This is a genomic window from Deltaproteobacteria bacterium HGW-Deltaproteobacteria-18 (assembly GCA_002841885.1).
Taxonomy (GTDB): Bacteria; Desulfobacterota; Desulfovibrionia; order Desulfovibrionales; family Desulfomicrobiaceae; genus Desulfomicrobium.
This window is the reverse complement of the sequence record PHBE01000004.1, coordinates 95,045-111,378: the sequence shown is the minus strand read 5'-3', so window position 1 is coordinate 111,378 and position 16,334 is coordinate 95,045. Positions and strand designations below refer to the sequence as shown.

Here is a 16,334-nt window from a genome sequence, read left to right as displayed (position 1 = left end):
AGCTTTGCAGCAGTTCTAATTTGAGGCAACCGAAATACGATAAATTATTACGTCGTTCTGATGAGCCGTGCATTTCAATACGGAAAAGCCGGGATAATCTTTCAGGAGTCATTTTCATACCAATCACAGATCGCGAACATTGTCGCGAAGCGATACGACGTACTCTGAGGCAACGCGGCGGAGACTCTGCGGACGCAATCGCCATTGCCAAGGCGACCTCCGAGATATGGCTGCTGATCTCCGCCCAGTTGACTCCTGTGATCGGCGGCAATGGGGTCGATGCCATTCTCAACAGGTCCCTGCATCTGACGAGCGCCGCCTTCCCTTGGCTGGCTATTTCGGATGAGCCGGTGGATCACGAATCTCTTCCGTTGCGAATCAGCATGCGCATGGCTGGGCGCGACCCGGTCGCGGCAGCGCAGGCAAGCAGTTCCCTGCTTATAACTTTCATTGAATTGCTCGCCACCTTGATTGGAAACTCCTTGACCACGCGCCTGCTTGCTCCGGTCTGTGGTGTCGCAACTGCGGTGGCGGAGCGGGAGAAACGTCATGATCTGTAAGATTGACACCAGATACGCCGGAAGAAAACGGAAGGCTGCCGAAAAGAGGTCGCCAGAAGCAAAATCAGACAGTCATGGCGAGGCGTTTTCCGACAGGCGGGAAGAAGTCTCAAGGATGGTCAAGAAGGCGCTGCGGCCTCGCAAGAATGCCAAAAAAATCAAGGGTGAATTCAGTACGGAAATGGAAACCTCGTTGCGGGAAGCAAACGAAAACCTCGTCGTCGCATCGGTTAACGCCCAGGTTGTGGCCGAGGCGGTCGAGAGGGTCATGGTCCATTTGTCCCACATGGCCGAGCATGACCTGCTCACGAACTTGCCGAACCGGTCACTATTGGCCGATCGTCTGGTACAGTCGATTCTGCTCGCGAATCGCCACGGCAGCAAGCTGGCGCTGATGTTTCTGGATATCGACCACTTCAAGCGCATCAACGATTCCCTGGGGCATGCCATTGGCGACCAGTTGCTGCAATCCGTCGCCAGGCGCCTGCAGGCGAGCGTGCGCAACTCGGATACTGTCAGTCGTTACGGCGGCGACGAATTCGTGATCCTGCTCCCGGATATAGGGGATTCGCAAAGCGTCATCCACTTCGCCGAGAAGCTGATTCAAAGTGTCGGGAAGCCCCATCTCATTTCCGGGCAAGAACTGCGTGTCACCTTGAGCATCGGCATCACCATGTGCCCGGATGACGGTGCTGACGCCGACGTGCTGATGCATAACGCGGATTTGGCGATGTATCAGGCCAAAAGGAGGGGGCGTAACAGCTACGAGATATTTTCTCCAAACATGACCACCCGTTCATTCCAGCGCATGCCGGGCAGTTGCTAGCGTCCCGACCAGGGATTTGATCAATGCCAGGCGGTCGCAACGTGGCATCTTCTGGTAGAGTCCGCAGCGCATCATGAGGTCCACCACCGGGTGCGATTCTCTTTAGGCTTCGAATCTTTTATGCAACAGCTATGGTGTCGGGCCCGTGGTGGAGACGTTTTGGCACATTTGGAGTTCACTATTGAAGGGCAAAAAAGAATCCTGAATGAAAGTTCAGATAGGTATTGTTCAAAATTGCTCGATATTGCATGTCGTGCACTTCAGAGGCATTGATTCTGAATTTCGTGTGTGAATGAAATGCTTCAGCATTCGTTTCCGCCGAGAATGTTGTCCAGGACGTATATTTTTCTGAGGCGCAATTCAGCCAGGTTGCTCATTCCCAGCTTTTCCAGAATGTTCGAGCGGTGCTTGTTGACGGTTTTTACACTTATGAAAAGGGTGTCCGCAATTTCCTTGCTTTTTTTGCCATCAATGATGAGGCGCACGACTTCCTTTTCTCTGGGTGTAAGATCGTCCAAAGGCGGCAGGGATTTTCGTTGGCGGTTGACGAACCGATAGGCCTCCACGATGGTCTTGGCCAGCATCGGGCTTATGAACATTTCGTCCATCAGGGCATAGTGGATGCCAAGGAAGAGTTCTTCGGGGCCGGCGCCTTTCAGGACGTAACAATTGGCACCCGTCTCCAGAGCATTGAAGAGGAGTTCGTTCTCGTCATGGGATGTGAGCACTACCACGGGCGTTTCCGGCAAAATCTGCTTCATGCGCTCCAGTACCTCTATACCTGATATGTCGGGCAGGACCAGGTCAAGGATCGCCAGATCAGGGCGGTGAAGTTCAAAGAGGCGGAGCGCTTCCTTGCCGCTGGCCGTGTCGGCTTCGACGCTGTATTCCTTGCGGGTCTGAATTATGGACCTTAGGCCCATGCGAAGCAGGTCATCGTCCTCAATCAGCAGAATCCTTTTTTTCATGACAGGCCTCCCCGATTACTTTCATTGTTGCCATGCGCAACGCGATAACTCAAGCTATTCCTCTCATAAATTACATGTCCCATTTGCTGTCTGTATCCCGCCGTAAGGCGGAGCCTCCGTAGCAGGGGGGCAGTTTGCATTGACAGACGTCATGAATGACGACTGCGAGCAGCGTTGGTCTTCCATCTGTTTTTTTCTGCACCACGATCGCCTCCCCCTCAAAAAAAACCGATGGGGGCTTTGTTCCCGACTGCCTCAGGGGAGGGCGACCGATGCTTAAAAGTCGAAGAGTCTGCCGAGAAACTGGCGGTATACGCTACGGCGCATATTCGCGAGACGGGGTATATGCGGCGCAACAACGGGGTGTGTGGTGAGACCGTCCCGTGTCCGGCACTACCGACTCCGTGAAGCGTTGGCGAGATATGGGAGGTTGAAGGCCGTCATTTCGCAGCCGAAAAGGTTGCTGCGCATGGCCATCAGCGTTTGCGCGTGAGCCAGGGGAACCCATGGAGCCTGATCGTGGATGCGCAGGAGAGCCTTCTTGTACAGGGCGTCCCGGTTTTTGGGATCCAGTTCCTGTTGAGCCTGGATAAGGAGGGCATGAACCTCCTGGTCCTTGAAAAACGCCCTGTTCAGGGCCTTGGGTTTCACCGCGTTGTCCATGTCCAGGAGGGTGTAGAGGAAGTTGTCCGGATCCCCGTTGTCTCCCATCCAGCTCAGAAGGCAGGCGTCATGTTCGCCGTTGTTGACCTGGTCGAGATATTCCCGCCAGGTGGCCGGCGACACGATCTCGAGACGGATGCCGATGGCGGCCAGGGACGACTGGATGGACATGGCGATCTTCATGGGTTCGGGGATGGCTGGACGGGGCACCGGCGGTGTCCACAGGCGGGCCGTCACGCCTTCTGCGTACCCTGCCTGTCTCATGAGTTCCCTGGCCTGCTGCGGATCAAACCCATACTCCGGTTGATCGGGGTCGTAGCCGAGCATGCCCGGCGGCAGGGGGCCTTTGGCGATGACCGCTATGTCCTGGTAGAAGAGCTTGACGAGGCTTTGCTTGTTGATGGCGTGGTTCACGGCCCGCCTTACCAGTACGTTATCGAAGGGTGGCCGCTGGGTGTTCATGGCCAGGTAGCCCACGTTCATGGGCAGGCCCGTGGTCAACCGCAGGGACTCGTCACGCATGATCTGACGCTGGATTTCATAATCCACGCCGTCCATGCCGTGCAGCACCCCGGCCTTGAGGGCGCTCAGGCGATTGCGGTTGTTGATGATGGAACGAAAGATGAGGGTGTCGAACTCCGGGGCGGGGCCCCAGTAGTGCGGATTGCGTTGCAGCGCGATCCTCTCGCCGGGGACCCATTCAACGAAAGCCAGAGGACCGCTTCCGACGGGATTTTTTCCGAATTCACTGCCGTAGCGCTTGACGGCGTTGGGACAGACGATGGGGGCGGCGGCGATCATGGCCAGGTTCGACAGAAAGGGGGCGTAGGGCTTTTCCAGGGTGATGCGCACCGTCAGCCGATCCAGGGCCTCAACTGTCTTGACGCCGGCGAAGGTTGACTGGGCCCAGATTCCTTCGGTGTAGTAAGGGTGGTTTCTGTCGATCTGGCGCATGAAGGAGAAGACCACGGCTGCTGCGTCACAGGGCGAGCCGTCGGAGAATTTCAGGCCGTCACGCAGGGTGAAGGTCCAGGCCGTGCCGTTTTCCGACGTCGTCCATGCCTGGGCCAGCCAAGGCTCGATTTCAAAGGTGCCTATCCTGAAGCGGACCAGCGTCTCGAAGATGTGCATCGTGACCTTCAGGGACTCGCCGTCCTGGGCCAGGGCCGGATCCAGGGAGATGGAATCGCCGCCTCTGCCCCAGACGATGGTTTGCGCGCGATCCTGGCAGAAGCCGCTGCAGATCATCAGAAATGTGAACAGGATTGTCATTGAAAAGGAAATGAAGACGCCCATTTTTCCGCTCCATCTGAAATTGAAACAGGGGTTGAGATGGGTAAAACATGTACGCATGCCTGCCGATGTCGGGAGTGCCGTTGTACTGCTGGATATTTATAATATATGCTGAAAATATAATGCGTAATATATAGGCATTAGTAACTATTTATCTCGATAATTATTCATCAAAAATACGAATATGCTTACTCGTGTAAATGAGTAGTAGTTATGTTGTTTTTGTCTACTGATTTGCAGATTTGGTTTGCTGGAGTAGGGTGGTGCGGTATGTGCTCGTTTTTCTTGGTGTAGCTATAATTAAAAATGAGTACATACTTGTTCTGATTGAATACTCATAGATGCGTAATCATGAATTTGAAAATTAACAAACACTACTCATACCCAGTCTGCATTACCCTGGATAAGGTCTGAGACTTGTGGGAATAGCTTTTAAATTTGTGGTGGGAGGGGAGTGGGTGCTTTTTTCTTGAATAAATGCCAAGGGTTAACTCTCTATTCTCGCAGCGGGATCCTTCTAACGTACGGGCATACGGGTGCCTGCGGCGCAAATGGCGGGCGACGGAGTCCGTTTTGAAGGCGGCCTTGAAGCTATGCCGACCGTTTCGATCTGATCCGGTTCGTATCGCGCTACATTAAACGTTCATGAATTTTATGCACCTGTCATGCTGTCCAGCGATTTTGGCCTTGGAGGGAACGCTTCTCCCCGTGTCACGCTGTATGATTGCGGGGGGCCTATGCTCAATCATATTGGGAATCTTATGATACAGTTGCTTGGAAAATCAGTGATGCTGCTCGTCGCCTTGTTCCTGTTTTCCCCAAAATGTTCTGACGCACGGGAAGACTCCTTTGTCATGACACTGAATGCCGCGCCGATCTCCCTGGATCCTGCAGTGATTACAGACTACGAATCCGCAAAGATTACAAATGCCATATGCGAGGGGCTTGTCAGGTACGCGAATCAGACTTCTGAGATTGAGCCTTGTCTGGCGACAGACTGGAAGACTTCAGACGATGGGAAGGTGTGGACATTTCATCTGCGCAAGGGTGTGGTGTTTCATGACGGGACGGTCTTCGATGCCGAGGCCGTGATCTTTTCCTTTTCCAGGCAGATAGACAGGACGCATGCATATTTCAACCACAAGGCGAAATATGCCCGCTTCGCCCTGGAGCATATCGAGGACATGCATGCGATTGATGCCCATACGTTGGTCATACGTCTGAAAAAGCCCTATGCCCCCTTTTTGGCCAATCTGGCCATGCCCATGGCCGCGCCCATCGTCAGCCCTGCCGCCGTGAGACTCCATGGTCCCCTCTTCGAGTGGAATCCGGTCGGCACGGGGCCTTTTCTTCTGTCAGGCCCGACCGTCGCTGCCGAGGGGACGGAGTACGTCCTGGATCGCAACGACGGGTATTGGGGCGGCGGCCCCCGGGTTTCCCGGTTGCACTTCAGGGTCATCAAAAGCACGACCCTGCGCTTTGAGGAGTTTCAGCGGGGCGCGGTCCACGTCATCGACAACCTCAAACCTTCGGATATCCCTAAAATCCGGCAAATGCCGGGTGCTGTCATGGTCCGGCGACCGGGCATGAACGTGGCCTACCTGGCCATGAACACCCAGCGGCCACCCTTCGACAACGTGCTGGTAAGGCGGGCCGTGAACCACGCCATCAACAAGGCCAGGCTCATCCGTTTCGTGTATCAAAGCTCTGCCGCTCCCGCCGCAACGCCGGTCCCTCCGTCCATATGGGGGCATAACGGGAATATTGCGGACTACGGCTATGATCCCGGGTTGGCCAGAGAGTTGCTTGCGCAGGCGGGATGGGCGAACGGGTTCGACACGAATATCCATGTCATGACCACGCCGCGCCCATACATGCCCGCACCCCTCGAAGTGGCCCGCATCATCCAGCAGAATCTGGCCGCTCTGGGGATCAAGGCTACTATCATCTCCTATCCATGGCGCGAATTTCTGGAACGTGTCGACGATGGTGAGCATGACATGTGTCTGCTCGGGTGGGTGGGCGACAACGGTGACCCGGACAACTTCCTCTATACGCTCCTGGACGCGGACAACATCTCCAAGCCCACGGCCATGAATCGCGCTTTCTTCAACAACGGCGAAGTCCATGAACTGCTGCTCAGGGCCCAGGAGACCTGTGACGTCAAGGAACGTTCCAGGATCTATGAAAGAGCCCAGGAAGTCATCCATGACCAAGCGCCGTGGGTGCCTCTGGCCCATGCCGAGCAGCATATCGCCCATTCATCACATATCTGTGGACTTATATATAATATAAATGGATCTTATTACTATCACAAAGTAAATATTACAGATGATTGATAGCGAAATAAATATGATCAATTCATTTCGCAAAAAAATAAGACTTTCCATACGGACAAAATTTGCTATCGTATTTGCGATTATCATAGCTTTTCCGATTATATTGATAAGTTATTATAATTATTACACTATAAAGATAAGTCAGAGCTCCATTTTGCAGGGGAAGTTGGTCGATGCATCGAAAGACGTGTCGAATATGTTGATATACTACATGAAAAATGCCGTTCAGAAAGCAGATCTTGCAGCGGAGCTTGTCGGGGATGGCCTTGTCCTGCGCCCGGGCGAGGTACAGAATTTTCTCTATTACAAGCAGGATATCTGGGATAACGCCATCGTCGAAATCTTTGACGCGAACAGGAAGTTGCTCGGGCGCAGTTTTGACGGCGAACCAGGGACGCCTTCCTTTTTTGTCGACGAGAACTCCGAAATCCTCCAGCAGACGCTACGTCTGGCCAAGATCGCCGACTTCTTCGCTTCCCCTGCCGGCATCTCCATCCGCGCCTCGACACCCATCATTGCCCCTCACGATCTGTCTTGTCTTGGTGCCGTCATTGTGACGTACCCCTTCGACTCGCAACTTTTGTACAAGATCAAATCAAGCATAAAGCACGATATTTTTCTGTATGTCGATCATATGAACGCTATGCGTTCGACAGCATCGACGGATTTGATGAGTGACAGATTTCCGATTTTCGAAAAGTCCAGGATCGGGGCAGAAAAGATGCTCATGAAGACAGATAGAGTTGATGGTAGGGTTTATCAGTCGGCATATCGTCCCGTTGTGAACTTTAATGGGAATATTCTTGGATATATTTCCGCGTCGATAGACAGAAGTGTTATTGATCACGAGATAGACAACGCATACAGGAAATTGTGTATCGAACTTGCAGTGTCTTTGAGCGGTGCCATTGTTATCATTTTTCTGGTGACGAAGTATCTGACAAATCCCATTTATTATCTGAGTGAATCCATAAAAAGAATGACTCTGGAAAATACTTTCCGGGATGTTGTCATCGATCAGAACGACGAGATCGGAGATCTGGCGGATTCCTTCAACAATATGATCTCCGAGCTGAGAAAAAAGCAGGAGACTCTTGCGCGGACCGAGAGGAAATACAGAAACATATTCATTAATTCCGTGGAAGGGATCATGCAGGTCGGCATTGATTTCAGGATTGCGGACTGCAACATCTCGGCGGCGCGAATGTTCGGTTACGAGGATGTGCGCGGGTTCATGAAGACAGTTGTGAACGTGAAGGAGCAGCTGTTCCCGGATGCCGCGGCGGCCGACAGCTTCTTCGGCATGGTGGCTTCACGGGGAAAGATAAAGATTCACGAGATCGAAATGGTCCGCAGGGACGGGACCCGCTTTCCGGCCCTGGTCTCCATGCATCTGACCAGTGATTCCGATTCTGGCTCTCCGGTCTTCGAGGGCAGTATCGCGGACATCTCGGCGCGCAAGGAAAAGGAGAGGGCCGAGACAGCGCGTGATGCTGCGGAGAAGGCCAGCGAGTTCAAAAGTCTGTTTCTGGCCAATATGAGTCATGAGATACGCACTCCCCTGAACGCCATCATCGGCATGAGCGGAGTGCTGCAGAAGACCGATCTGGCCGAGAAGCAGGGGGAGTACGTCCGGGTCATCGACACCGCGAGCAGGAATCTTCTGCACCTGGTCAACGAGGTCCTCGACTTTTCGAAGATCGAATCCGGGCAGATGCGCATCGAGGAAGAGGTCTTCGACCTGGAGGAGATGATCGACGAAATATTGAGCCTTTTCATGGCGCAGACATCAAGGAAAGACATCGAATTTATCGCGGACATCGACGAGGGCGTGCCGCGCATACTTTTCACCGACCAGTTCCGCTTGCGTCAGGTCATTATCAATCTGTGCTCCAACGCGTTCAAGTTCACGGAGCAGGGCGAGATCGTCATCGCGGTCCGCGTCAAAGGGCTGAGCAACGAGGGCTGCGAGCTGCTGTTCGAGGTCGCCGACTCAGGCATCGGCATCCCCATGGAAAAGCGGGACCGACTTTTCGATGCGTTTCAACAGGCCGACAGTTCGACGACCCGGCGCTACGGCGGGACCGGGCTCGGGCTTACCATCTGCAGGAAGATCGTTGAAATGTTGGGAGGCGAGATCTGGATCGATCCCGAGTATCGTGTGGGGAGCAAGTTTTGTTTCACCATTCGTGCCGCTGTGCCGGAGCCTCCGGTTGCGGCCGCCGAAGGCTCCGAAAGCCTGGCGGGCGTCAGGGTCATGCTCGTTTCCGCAAGTGAAAAGCTCACCCAGGTGGTCCCGCAGCTTCTGTCCGGATTCGGCTGCGAGATCACCCGCATCAGCCCGTGCGAATCCCTGCATGGCCTGACGGGCCTATCGGACCATTTCAATCATGACCTGGCCGTCATCGATTGTCCGCTGGGGGAGGTGGGCGTCATGGAATTCCTGGGGTCATATCTGGCGGCCAAAGGGGATGCGGCACGGGTCATCGTTCTGCTGCCTTATGGAGCCCAGGTCGAGGAGCGGCCCTTCGGGGGGCAAGGCCTGGTCGAGTTCATGAACAAGCCTCTTCGTCGCAGGCACCTCCTGCGGCGGGTGCTCGAACTCTTCGGGGAGGATGGAGGCAGGACGGCTCATGACTATGTCAATGCGGAGAGCGGCGGGCTTGACGGAAAGCGGATTCTGCTCGTCGAGGACAACGAGTTCAACCAGATGGTCGCCCTGGAAGTACTTGGAGCCTACGGTCTCGACGTGACCGTGGCCGACAATGGAAAGGTTGCCGTGGATCTTTTGGCCGACGGCCACTCCTTCGATCTGGTCTTCATGGATGTGCAGATGCCCATCATGGACGGCTTCGAGGCCACGGCCATCATCCGCGAGCAGCTCGGGATGCGGCATTTGCCCATCGTGGCCATGACGGCTCACGCCACAACCGGGGATCGGGACAGGTGCCTCGCAAAGGGCATGGACGAGTATCTTTCCAAACCCCTGGAACGGCGCCGGCTGGAGGATGTTCTCGGCAGGTTCCTTTGTTCGTGATGCCTTGCGGGTCTGCCTTTGTATCGGTCGCTTCCTTGCCTACATGCCTCCCTGAACGAATTTACCATCCTTGACCGTCAGCAGCGAGTAGGGCCGCGACACGTCGCCGAAGGCGTCAAAAGAGATGGACTCGGTCAGGACGCGCCTTGCCGCCATGCCCAGCAGGGCCTTTTTCAGGGCTTCGCCACCGGTGCCTCGGGTCTCGGTCAGGGCTTCGAAGAGGATCATGGCCGCTTCATAGCCGAAGACCGCCCCGAAGGCGGCCGCTTCGCCGTAGCTTTCGCGATAGCGCTGTATAAAGGGTCTAAACTCCGGATTGTCGTCGCTGACCCACAGGCTCTGCACAGTGGAGATGCCCTCCACGGCGTTTCCGCCGTGGCTGATCAGGTGGGGGGTGAAGGCCAGGCTCGATGTGAACAGCGGAGCGGTGATCCCGGCCAGGCGAATCCGCTGGCTGACCAGGGCGGTATTGATGTCGCTGGCGACGATGCAGATGGCCTCTGGCGCGGCGTCGGTCAGTTTCGAGATGATGGCCGGAAGATCCGGAGAGGCTGAAGAGTCAAAGTGGATGATCTCCACGACGCGGCCACCGGCGGTCTCGAAGTCCGAGCGCAGGGCCTCGGCGAAGGAACTGGTGAAGGCCTTGTTCACCGTGTCGTAAACGATGGCCATGGTGGCGCAGCCCCTGTCGGTGAGGATGTGCCTGCCGAGCACCGCGGCCCGGGTCACCGAGACGTCGACCACGCGGAAGAAGAAGTCGTCCTTTCCCGACAGGGCATCCGTGGAGGCCGTGGGGCTGATCATGACGATGCCGAGCGGGTCGGTCACCTTCAGTCCGGCCATGGTCTGGGAGCTGGTGGAGTGCCCGATGACGGCCGCGACGCCTTGTTCGGCCAGAGAGGAGCAGGCCGCGGCCGCGCCTTCGGGCGTTCCCTCGTCGTCCGTGACGGCAAGCTCCACGGGGCGGCCGTCAATGCCTCCCTTGGCGTTGAAATCCTCCAGGGCCAAGCCGATCCCGTTGCGCGCCTGAATTCCCAGTTCCGCGTTGTTGCCCGTCAGCGTGACCGCAACGCCGACGGTGACGGGACCGTTATCTTGTCCGCCCGTGAAGAAGCGCCACACCAGAACCAGGGCTGAGAAAAGTATGGCCAGGCTGACCAGTGTGAGCTGCGATTTTCGTGACATTCGCGTTCTCCTTTCGTGTTGCTGCCGGTCGGGCCGCACATGCTGGCTGGCAAAGGGTTTTTTCAGGATATGGCAGCTTTCGCTTCCGCCAAGGCCACTGGCTGCCTTCAGCTACTGTGCGCGGCCGGTCCAGCGGGCCAGGGTCCGGAGCACCTCCTGGGTGTTGACTGGTTTGGAGAGATGCGCGTTCATGCCCGCTTCGAGACATTTTTCCAGATCGCCCTTCATGGCGTTGGCGGTCATGGCGATGATCGGCAGGTCCGCCAGACCGGGCACGGCGCGTATGGCCTGCGTGGCCTCGTAGCCATCCATTTCGGGCATCTGCACGTCCATGAGCACTGCGTCGTAGGTACCGGGCCGGGAGGTGACTGTTTCCAGGGCCTCCCTGCCGTTGGACGCGATATCCACGATGACGCCTGCATCGCCCAGGATGGTCCTGACCACCTCCTGGTTGAAGACGTTGTCCTCGGCCATGAGCACCTTGAGTCCCGCCACGTCTGCCCTGTCCGCTTCTCCGGCTCTTTCCCGCCTGTTGCGAGGAGCCGACTTGGGAGCCCCGGTCAAGCCCATGAGAGTATCGAAGATCAGCGACGGCGTGAAAGGCTTTTCGAGTACCGCGTCGATGGGCAGATTCTGGGTCTCGTCCAGGGCATTGAATCGCACGGGGGAAGCCAAGAGGATGATGAAGGTCTCCTCCGGAATTCCACGTTCACGCAGCCTGCGCACGAGCTCCGCCCCGGTCATGTCCGGCAGAAGCCAGTCAACGAAGAGGAGGCGGCCTCCGCCGGCGTATTCTTCGAAGCGGGCCAGGACGTCGCCTGCCGTCAGGACGCATTCCGCCTCGATGCCGAAGGATTCCAGCACCCGGGCCAGGGTTTCGCCGGTCGTGACGCTCTTGGTCGCGACCAGGGCAGGGCGGTTCGCGAAGTCGTCAAAGTTCCAGGGCTCGACTTCGGCCTCCCGGGGGAACGCCTTCAGGCGGATGGTGAAGATGAATTCGGTCCCCTTTCCCTCGGCGCTGCGAACATCCATCTCGCCGTCCATGAGGGAGACGAGGGCCTGGCTGATGGACAGACCAAGACCCGTGCCGCCGTACCTGCGCGTGGTCGAGGCGTCGGCTTGACCAAAGGCTTCGAAGATGCGCCGCCTGGCCTCTTCGGCGATGCCGATGCCCGTATCCTGAACGCTGATGACCAGTGTCATGACGTCGCCGCCCCTCATCTCGCCACTGTCGGCGATGTTGACCACGATCTCCCCGTTTTCCGTGAACTTGATGGCATTGCCTATGGTGTTGATGAGGATCTGCTTGAGCCGCAGGGGATCGCCAAGAAAAGCCCTGGGCAGCCCCGGCTGAACGGAAAAGATGATCTCGTCGCCGTTTTCGAAAGCCTTGGGAGTGAGGATATGGGAGATGTCGGACAGGATTTCGCCGAGTTCGAACCGCCGGGATTCGAGTTCGAGCTTTCCGGCCTCGATCTTGGCGATGTCGAGGATGTTGTTGATGATTCCGAGGAGATGGTCGGCGGCGGCCTGGATCTTGTCCAGATAGTCGCTGAGCCGTCCGGACGGGGCCAGCTTGTGGGCCAGTTCCGAGAACCCGAGGATGGCGGTCATGGGGGTGCGGATCTCGTGGCTCATGTTGGCCAGAAAGTCGCTCTTGGCCCGGGTGGCGGCTTCTGCGGCTTCCTTGGCGACCTGCAGTTCGCGCATGCGTTTTCTTTCGGTGAGGTTCTCGAGAATCCCTTCGATGACCACTCCTTCGTCGGCTTCGCCGATGATCGGATATGCCTTGACGCCTACGGGGACAAGGTTGCCGTCCTTGTGGCGGGCCGTGGTCTCGATCAACTGCACCCGGTCCGGGCGCAGGGCCTGCCCATCGAAACACGCCCTGTCGGGTTCGCTGCAAACGAGGTCGTGCAGACAGACCCCGGCTGCGATCATCTCGGCGGCGGAATCGTAGCCCAGAAGCCTGGCCAGGGCTGGGTTGGCCATGAGCAGTGTTCCGTCCGGCGCGAGCCTGAACAGGCCGTCGGGCGTGTTCTCGAAGATGCTGCGGTAGCGCTGCTCACTCTTGAACAACTGCTCCTGCCGCTGGTGCAGGGCCGTGTTCATGCGCTCGAAGGAGGAGTTGAGATCCTGGAGTTCCAGGAAGGAACTGCGTTCGCCGCTGTCATCCGCGGATTTTTCGAACCTGCCCTCCATGAGGTTCCGGGCCCAGGCCGAAAGGTTGCCGATGGGGCGGATGACCTCGTGCTGGAGTTCCCTGCGGACGCGAACGGCCACAGCGGCCCATATCGCCACGGTCACGACGATGAACAGGATCAGGAGCAGGGCCAGGGGGCGCAGCAGGGCAAGGAGGTGAATCCGGTTGACCACGGTCCAGTCCGCCTTGGCGACGGGAGCGGTGTTGCTCAGCACGAAGGTGCTGTCCGCTGTCTTTTGGATACTGTAGTCCCCACTCTGGGCCAGGTCCAGGCTGTCCCTGCCGAAGTAGCTTTGTTGCTGGATCATGTCCGGGTTTGAATGGACGACGAACTTTCCGAACCTGTCCACGATGAGGGTCTCGCTGCCGACGAGGCTTTCGTAGACTTCGCCATGCAGGGTGACCAGGCTCAGTTCGCCGAAGACAAAGCCGCCCCTCCGCAACGGGCGGGTCAGGATCACGGCCACCGCCCCCGTGTCCGTGGAGATGAACGGACTTGAGACGGTCACGCTCAAGTCCGCGGGAAGATTCTGTGCATAGGGCATCCGGGACATGTCGAGATCCTGGAAGTTTTCGAGATGCGGAATCGTCAGTCGCACCCGGTTGTCTGTCCCGACCAGAACAAGCGTGTCGAAGTGGTGGTAGGCTTCCTTGGCGCTCTCCATGGCCAGCCTGGACTGGTCGAGGCCGGACACCTCGGCCATGCGCCCCACGGCGTCGATGATGCGCGTGGCCTGGTCGAGAAATCTGTCGACGACCCGGGCCTGGGAATGGACCAGTTCTTTCTGCTGGTTGGCGATTACCTGGAGCCCCAAAAGACTCAGGGCGACCAGCAGGGCAAGCATGAACATAACCAGTGGCAGGAAGAAACGCAGCAGCAGGTGGCTGAGCAGGAACCACTGCAGGCTGTTTCTGGCGGGCTCTTTCTTCATGCGCGTTTTCGCTTCTCCCGTGCAGGCCCGAGGCGGTGAAACCTTGGATCTGGGCGTTGGCGCCATCGCCCTTCAACAAGGGGGAGTGTATTGCGCCGTGTGCGGAGGCGTAGTGGGATCTGAGTCAAGAACATATACGTACACAGCGCTGGCTATGTTCGTAGTTTGTTTATCGTGTTTCGAATAAGAAAATATGTATATATATTTTGAAAATATACATTCAAATGTTAATTTATACAAGTTCGATTTCTGCTAATTTACCTATCTGACGCCATTGCAAAAAGTCGCCAAAAAAACAGGGTGCCATTCCCGCAAATGTCTGCCCACTTGAGTAGGCAGGCCATGCCGGGCAAGAGCATCAAATCCATTCTCCAAGGGGATGACGACTTCTATCAGTGACGTCCTGTCTGACCCGACCGGGGTATGTTTCAGGCTGAATATCAATCACTCAAGCCAGGATCATGTTCCGGAACCGTGCGACGGGTCTATCGAGTGGCAGGGCCCCCAAAAAAAAACAGTGCAAGATCAGACAAGCCGGATTTGCAGCTTGCTCAAATCGGACAGCTTGCTTCCTTGGCGCACCGGAATGCGTCTTGGTCCTGGCGTTTCGTATTTTGGGCATGCCCCGAATCTTTCCAGGAATGGCCCAAAACCGCCAAGCTCTGCAGTTTGTTCCCTCCCGTGTTCATCTTGGTACGTACTTATGCGTACAATTCATTATCTCAACTCATAAGCCCTACTAGCTAGCAAGTACCTCGAATGCGAGGAGATGCCCAGTATAATACTGGATAAATACATACTGATCTGAGTTAATTATCTCATGGAAAGTATCTAGAAAATGTAACCAGAGACTGTCCGAATACGCTCATAACGCAAAAGGAGAGAATTGCCATGATCAAGAAAAGAGGAGGTAACTCAATGAAAGGGAAGTATTTTATTCTGTCTTTCCTTGTTTTGGGGCTGACGTGCCTGCAGGTCACTGCGGCTTTGGGTCAGAATGAGGCCCGACAATACGATGTCGACTCCATACTGAGAAGCATCGCCGGGGGCGGTGACGGTACCACGCTGGCCACGGCCCTGCAGGAGGCTTTTAAAACCAACCCGACCTTTCTGGCCAGCAGGGCCGAGTATTCGGCTGCCCGGGCGGCGTACCGCAAGTCTTTCGGCGAGCTGCTGCCCTCCCTGAAATTCTCCGCATCCGCCTCCCTGAAGCATGTCCGCAATGATGGTACCATCGGCCGGCACAGCGGGGGCTCCAACGATATCGTCACCGACGAGCAGCGGCTCTCTTTGTCGCAGCTTGTCTGGGACGGTGGGGCCACCATGGGACGCGTCGACGCCGACGAGCTTCACGCTGATTCGAAGCTCAAGGAGGCCTACAACAAGGCCGCCGAGGTGGCTCTCGATGCAACGCAGTATTACCTCGAAGTCATCAGGGTGCGGGGCATTCTCGAGCTCAGCAGGCGCAACGTGGGCAATCACGAGCAGGTTCTGAAGATGGTCACCCTTCGGCAGCGTAGCGGGGCAGGCACCAAGGCCGATGTGTATCAGGCCGAAGCGGCTCTGGCCGAAGCCAGGTCCAAGCAGATTTATGCCGAACAGGCCGTGCGGGATGCTGAAGCTGATTTCGCAAATACTTTCGGTGCGTTACCTGGTGTCCTGCAGTTGCCCGCCAAAGAGCAGGCAATGCTTCCTGCGACTATCGAATCGGGAATCGGGGTGGCCATGGAAAACAACGACGCCATCAAGGCGGCCGACCTTGGCATCCAGCAGCGCGAGAAGAAACTGGACTCGGCTCGTGGGGCCCTGCTGCCGAGCATTTCCCTGCGAGGCGGCGTGGGCAGGGCAGACAATACCTCCGGTTTCGACGAGAGCTATAATGACGCGTCCATCGGTATGTATGTCAATTTCACCATCTTCGACGGCGGATCAAACCGTGCGGCCATCGCCGAGGCCCGAAGCCTGCTGCGACAGGCGCAGTTCAAGCGCGAGGAGACCCGGCGCGCCATCGAGCAGGACGTGCGCACGGCTTACAACTTCATGACGGCCACGGGCGATCTGCTCCCCGTTCTCGCCGACAACGTCGAGCAGAACGCCAAGACTCTGCTCAGCTATTTCGATCAGTTCCGCATGGGTTCTCGCACGCTGCTGGACCTGCTGGACGCCGAAAAAAGCCTTTTCGTAGCCGAACAGGCGCTTCTGAACGGCAAGCTGGCAAACATCTATTCCTTTTATCGCACCTGCCTGCCTCTCTCGACGCTGCTTGAGGTTCTGCAACTCGAAGAGGTCGCCAAGGTCGAGGAAGAATAGGCGGCGCTTCCGGGAAGC

Annotated in this window: 9 protein-coding genes; 5 read left to right on the top strand and 4 right to left on the bottom strand. The window is 56.7% G+C overall.

Going from position 1 to position 16,334, the window contains the following annotated elements; translation table 11 throughout:
• Positions 1-248: 248 nt before the first annotated feature.
• Both CVU60_04840 and CVU60_04835 read left to right on the top strand, forming a co-directional pair.
• The gene (locus tag CVU60_04840) at positions 249-560 is read left to right on the top strand and encodes a hypothetical protein (protein ID PKN42691.1); all 312 of its coding nucleotides are present in this window, start codon (positions 249-251) and stop codon (positions 558-560) included.
• Positions 550-1,386 carry a hypothetical protein gene (locus tag CVU60_04835; GenBank protein PKN42690.1) on the top strand — a complete coding sequence of 279 codons (837 nt, stop codon included), beginning with the start codon at positions 550-552 and terminating at the stop codon, positions 1,384-1,386. Before CVU60_04840 ends, CVU60_04835 begins: the two co-directional genes overlap by 11 nt.
• 302 nt (positions 1,387-1,688) lie before the next feature.
• Here CVU60_04835 and CVU60_04830 read toward each other — a convergent pair whose 3' ends face one another.
• Complete coding sequence (locus CVU60_04830) at positions 1,689-2,354, bottom strand: DNA-binding response regulator (protein ID PKN42689.1); 666 nt, start codon at positions 2,352-2,354, stop codon at positions 1,689-1,691.
• A 393-nt stretch (positions 2,355-2,747) separates the two neighbouring features.
• The gene (locus tag CVU60_04825) at positions 2,748-4,370 is read right to left on the bottom strand and encodes an ABC transporter substrate-binding protein (protein PKN42688.1); all 1,623 of its coding nucleotides are present in this window, start codon (positions 4,368-4,370) and stop codon (positions 2,748-2,750) included.
• Positions 4,371-4,975: 605 nt separating this feature from the next.
• Here CVU60_04825 and CVU60_04820 point away from each other — a divergent pair.
• Both CVU60_04820 and CVU60_04815 read left to right on the top strand, forming a co-directional pair.
• A complete protein-coding gene (locus CVU60_04820; GenBank protein PKN42687.1) occupies positions 4,976-6,649 on the top strand; it encodes an ABC transporter substrate-binding protein in 1,674 nt (557 codons plus the stop codon).
• Entirely contained in the window at positions 6,642-9,686 is a 3,045-nt protein-coding gene (locus CVU60_04815) for a hypothetical protein (protein ID PKN42686.1), read from the top strand. Before CVU60_04820 ends, CVU60_04815 begins: the two co-directional genes overlap by 8 nt.
• A 39-nt stretch (positions 9,687-9,725) precedes the next feature.
• Here CVU60_04815 and CVU60_04810 read toward each other — a convergent pair whose 3' ends face one another.
• Positions 9,726-10,871, bottom strand: a complete 1,146-nt coding sequence (locus CVU60_04810) for an ABC transporter substrate-binding protein (protein PKN42685.1) — start codon at positions 10,869-10,871, stop codon at positions 9,726-9,728.
• Positions 10,872-10,982: 111 nt separating this feature from the next.
• A complete protein-coding gene (locus CVU60_04805) occupies positions 10,983-14,072 on the bottom strand; it encodes a hypothetical protein (protein PKN42684.1) in 3,090 nt (1,029 codons plus the stop codon).
• Between the two features lie 825 nt (positions 14,073-14,897).
• Between CVU60_04805 and CVU60_04800 the strand changes: the two genes are divergently transcribed.
• Entirely contained in the window at positions 14,898-16,316 is a 1,419-nt protein-coding gene (locus CVU60_04800; GenBank protein PKN42683.1) for a channel protein TolC, read from the top strand.
• Positions 16,317-16,334: the final 18 nt, after the last annotated feature.

Coding starts and splice junctions, on each gene's coding strand:
- CVU60_04835 (PKN42690.1), top strand. CDS start 550: ATGATCTGTAAGATTGACACCAGATACGCCGGAAGAAAACGGAAGGCT.
- CVU60_04830 (PKN42689.1), bottom strand. CDS start 2,354: ATGAAAAAAAGGATTCTGCTGATTGAGGACGATGACCTGCTTCGCATG.
- CVU60_04825 (PKN42688.1), bottom strand. CDS start 4,370: ATGCGTACATGTTTTACCCATCTCAACCCCTGTTTCAATTTCAGATGG.
- CVU60_04820 (PKN42687.1), top strand. CDS start 4,976: ATGCTGTCCAGCGATTTTGGCCTTGGAGGGAACGCTTCTCCCCGTGTC.
- CVU60_04815 (PKN42686.1), top strand. CDS start 6,642: ATGATTGATAGCGAAATAAATATGATCAATTCATTTCGCAAAAAAATA.
- CVU60_04810 (PKN42685.1), bottom strand. CDS start 10,871: ATGTCACGAAAATCGCAGCTCACACTGGTCAGCCTGGCCATACTTTTC.
- CVU60_04805 (PKN42684.1), bottom strand. CDS start 14,072: ATGGCGCCAACGCCCAGATCCAAGGTTTCACCGCCTCGGGCCTGCACG.
- CVU60_04800 (PKN42683.1), top strand. CDS start 14,898: ATGATCAAGAAAAGAGGAGGTAACTCAATGAAAGGGAAGTATTTTATT.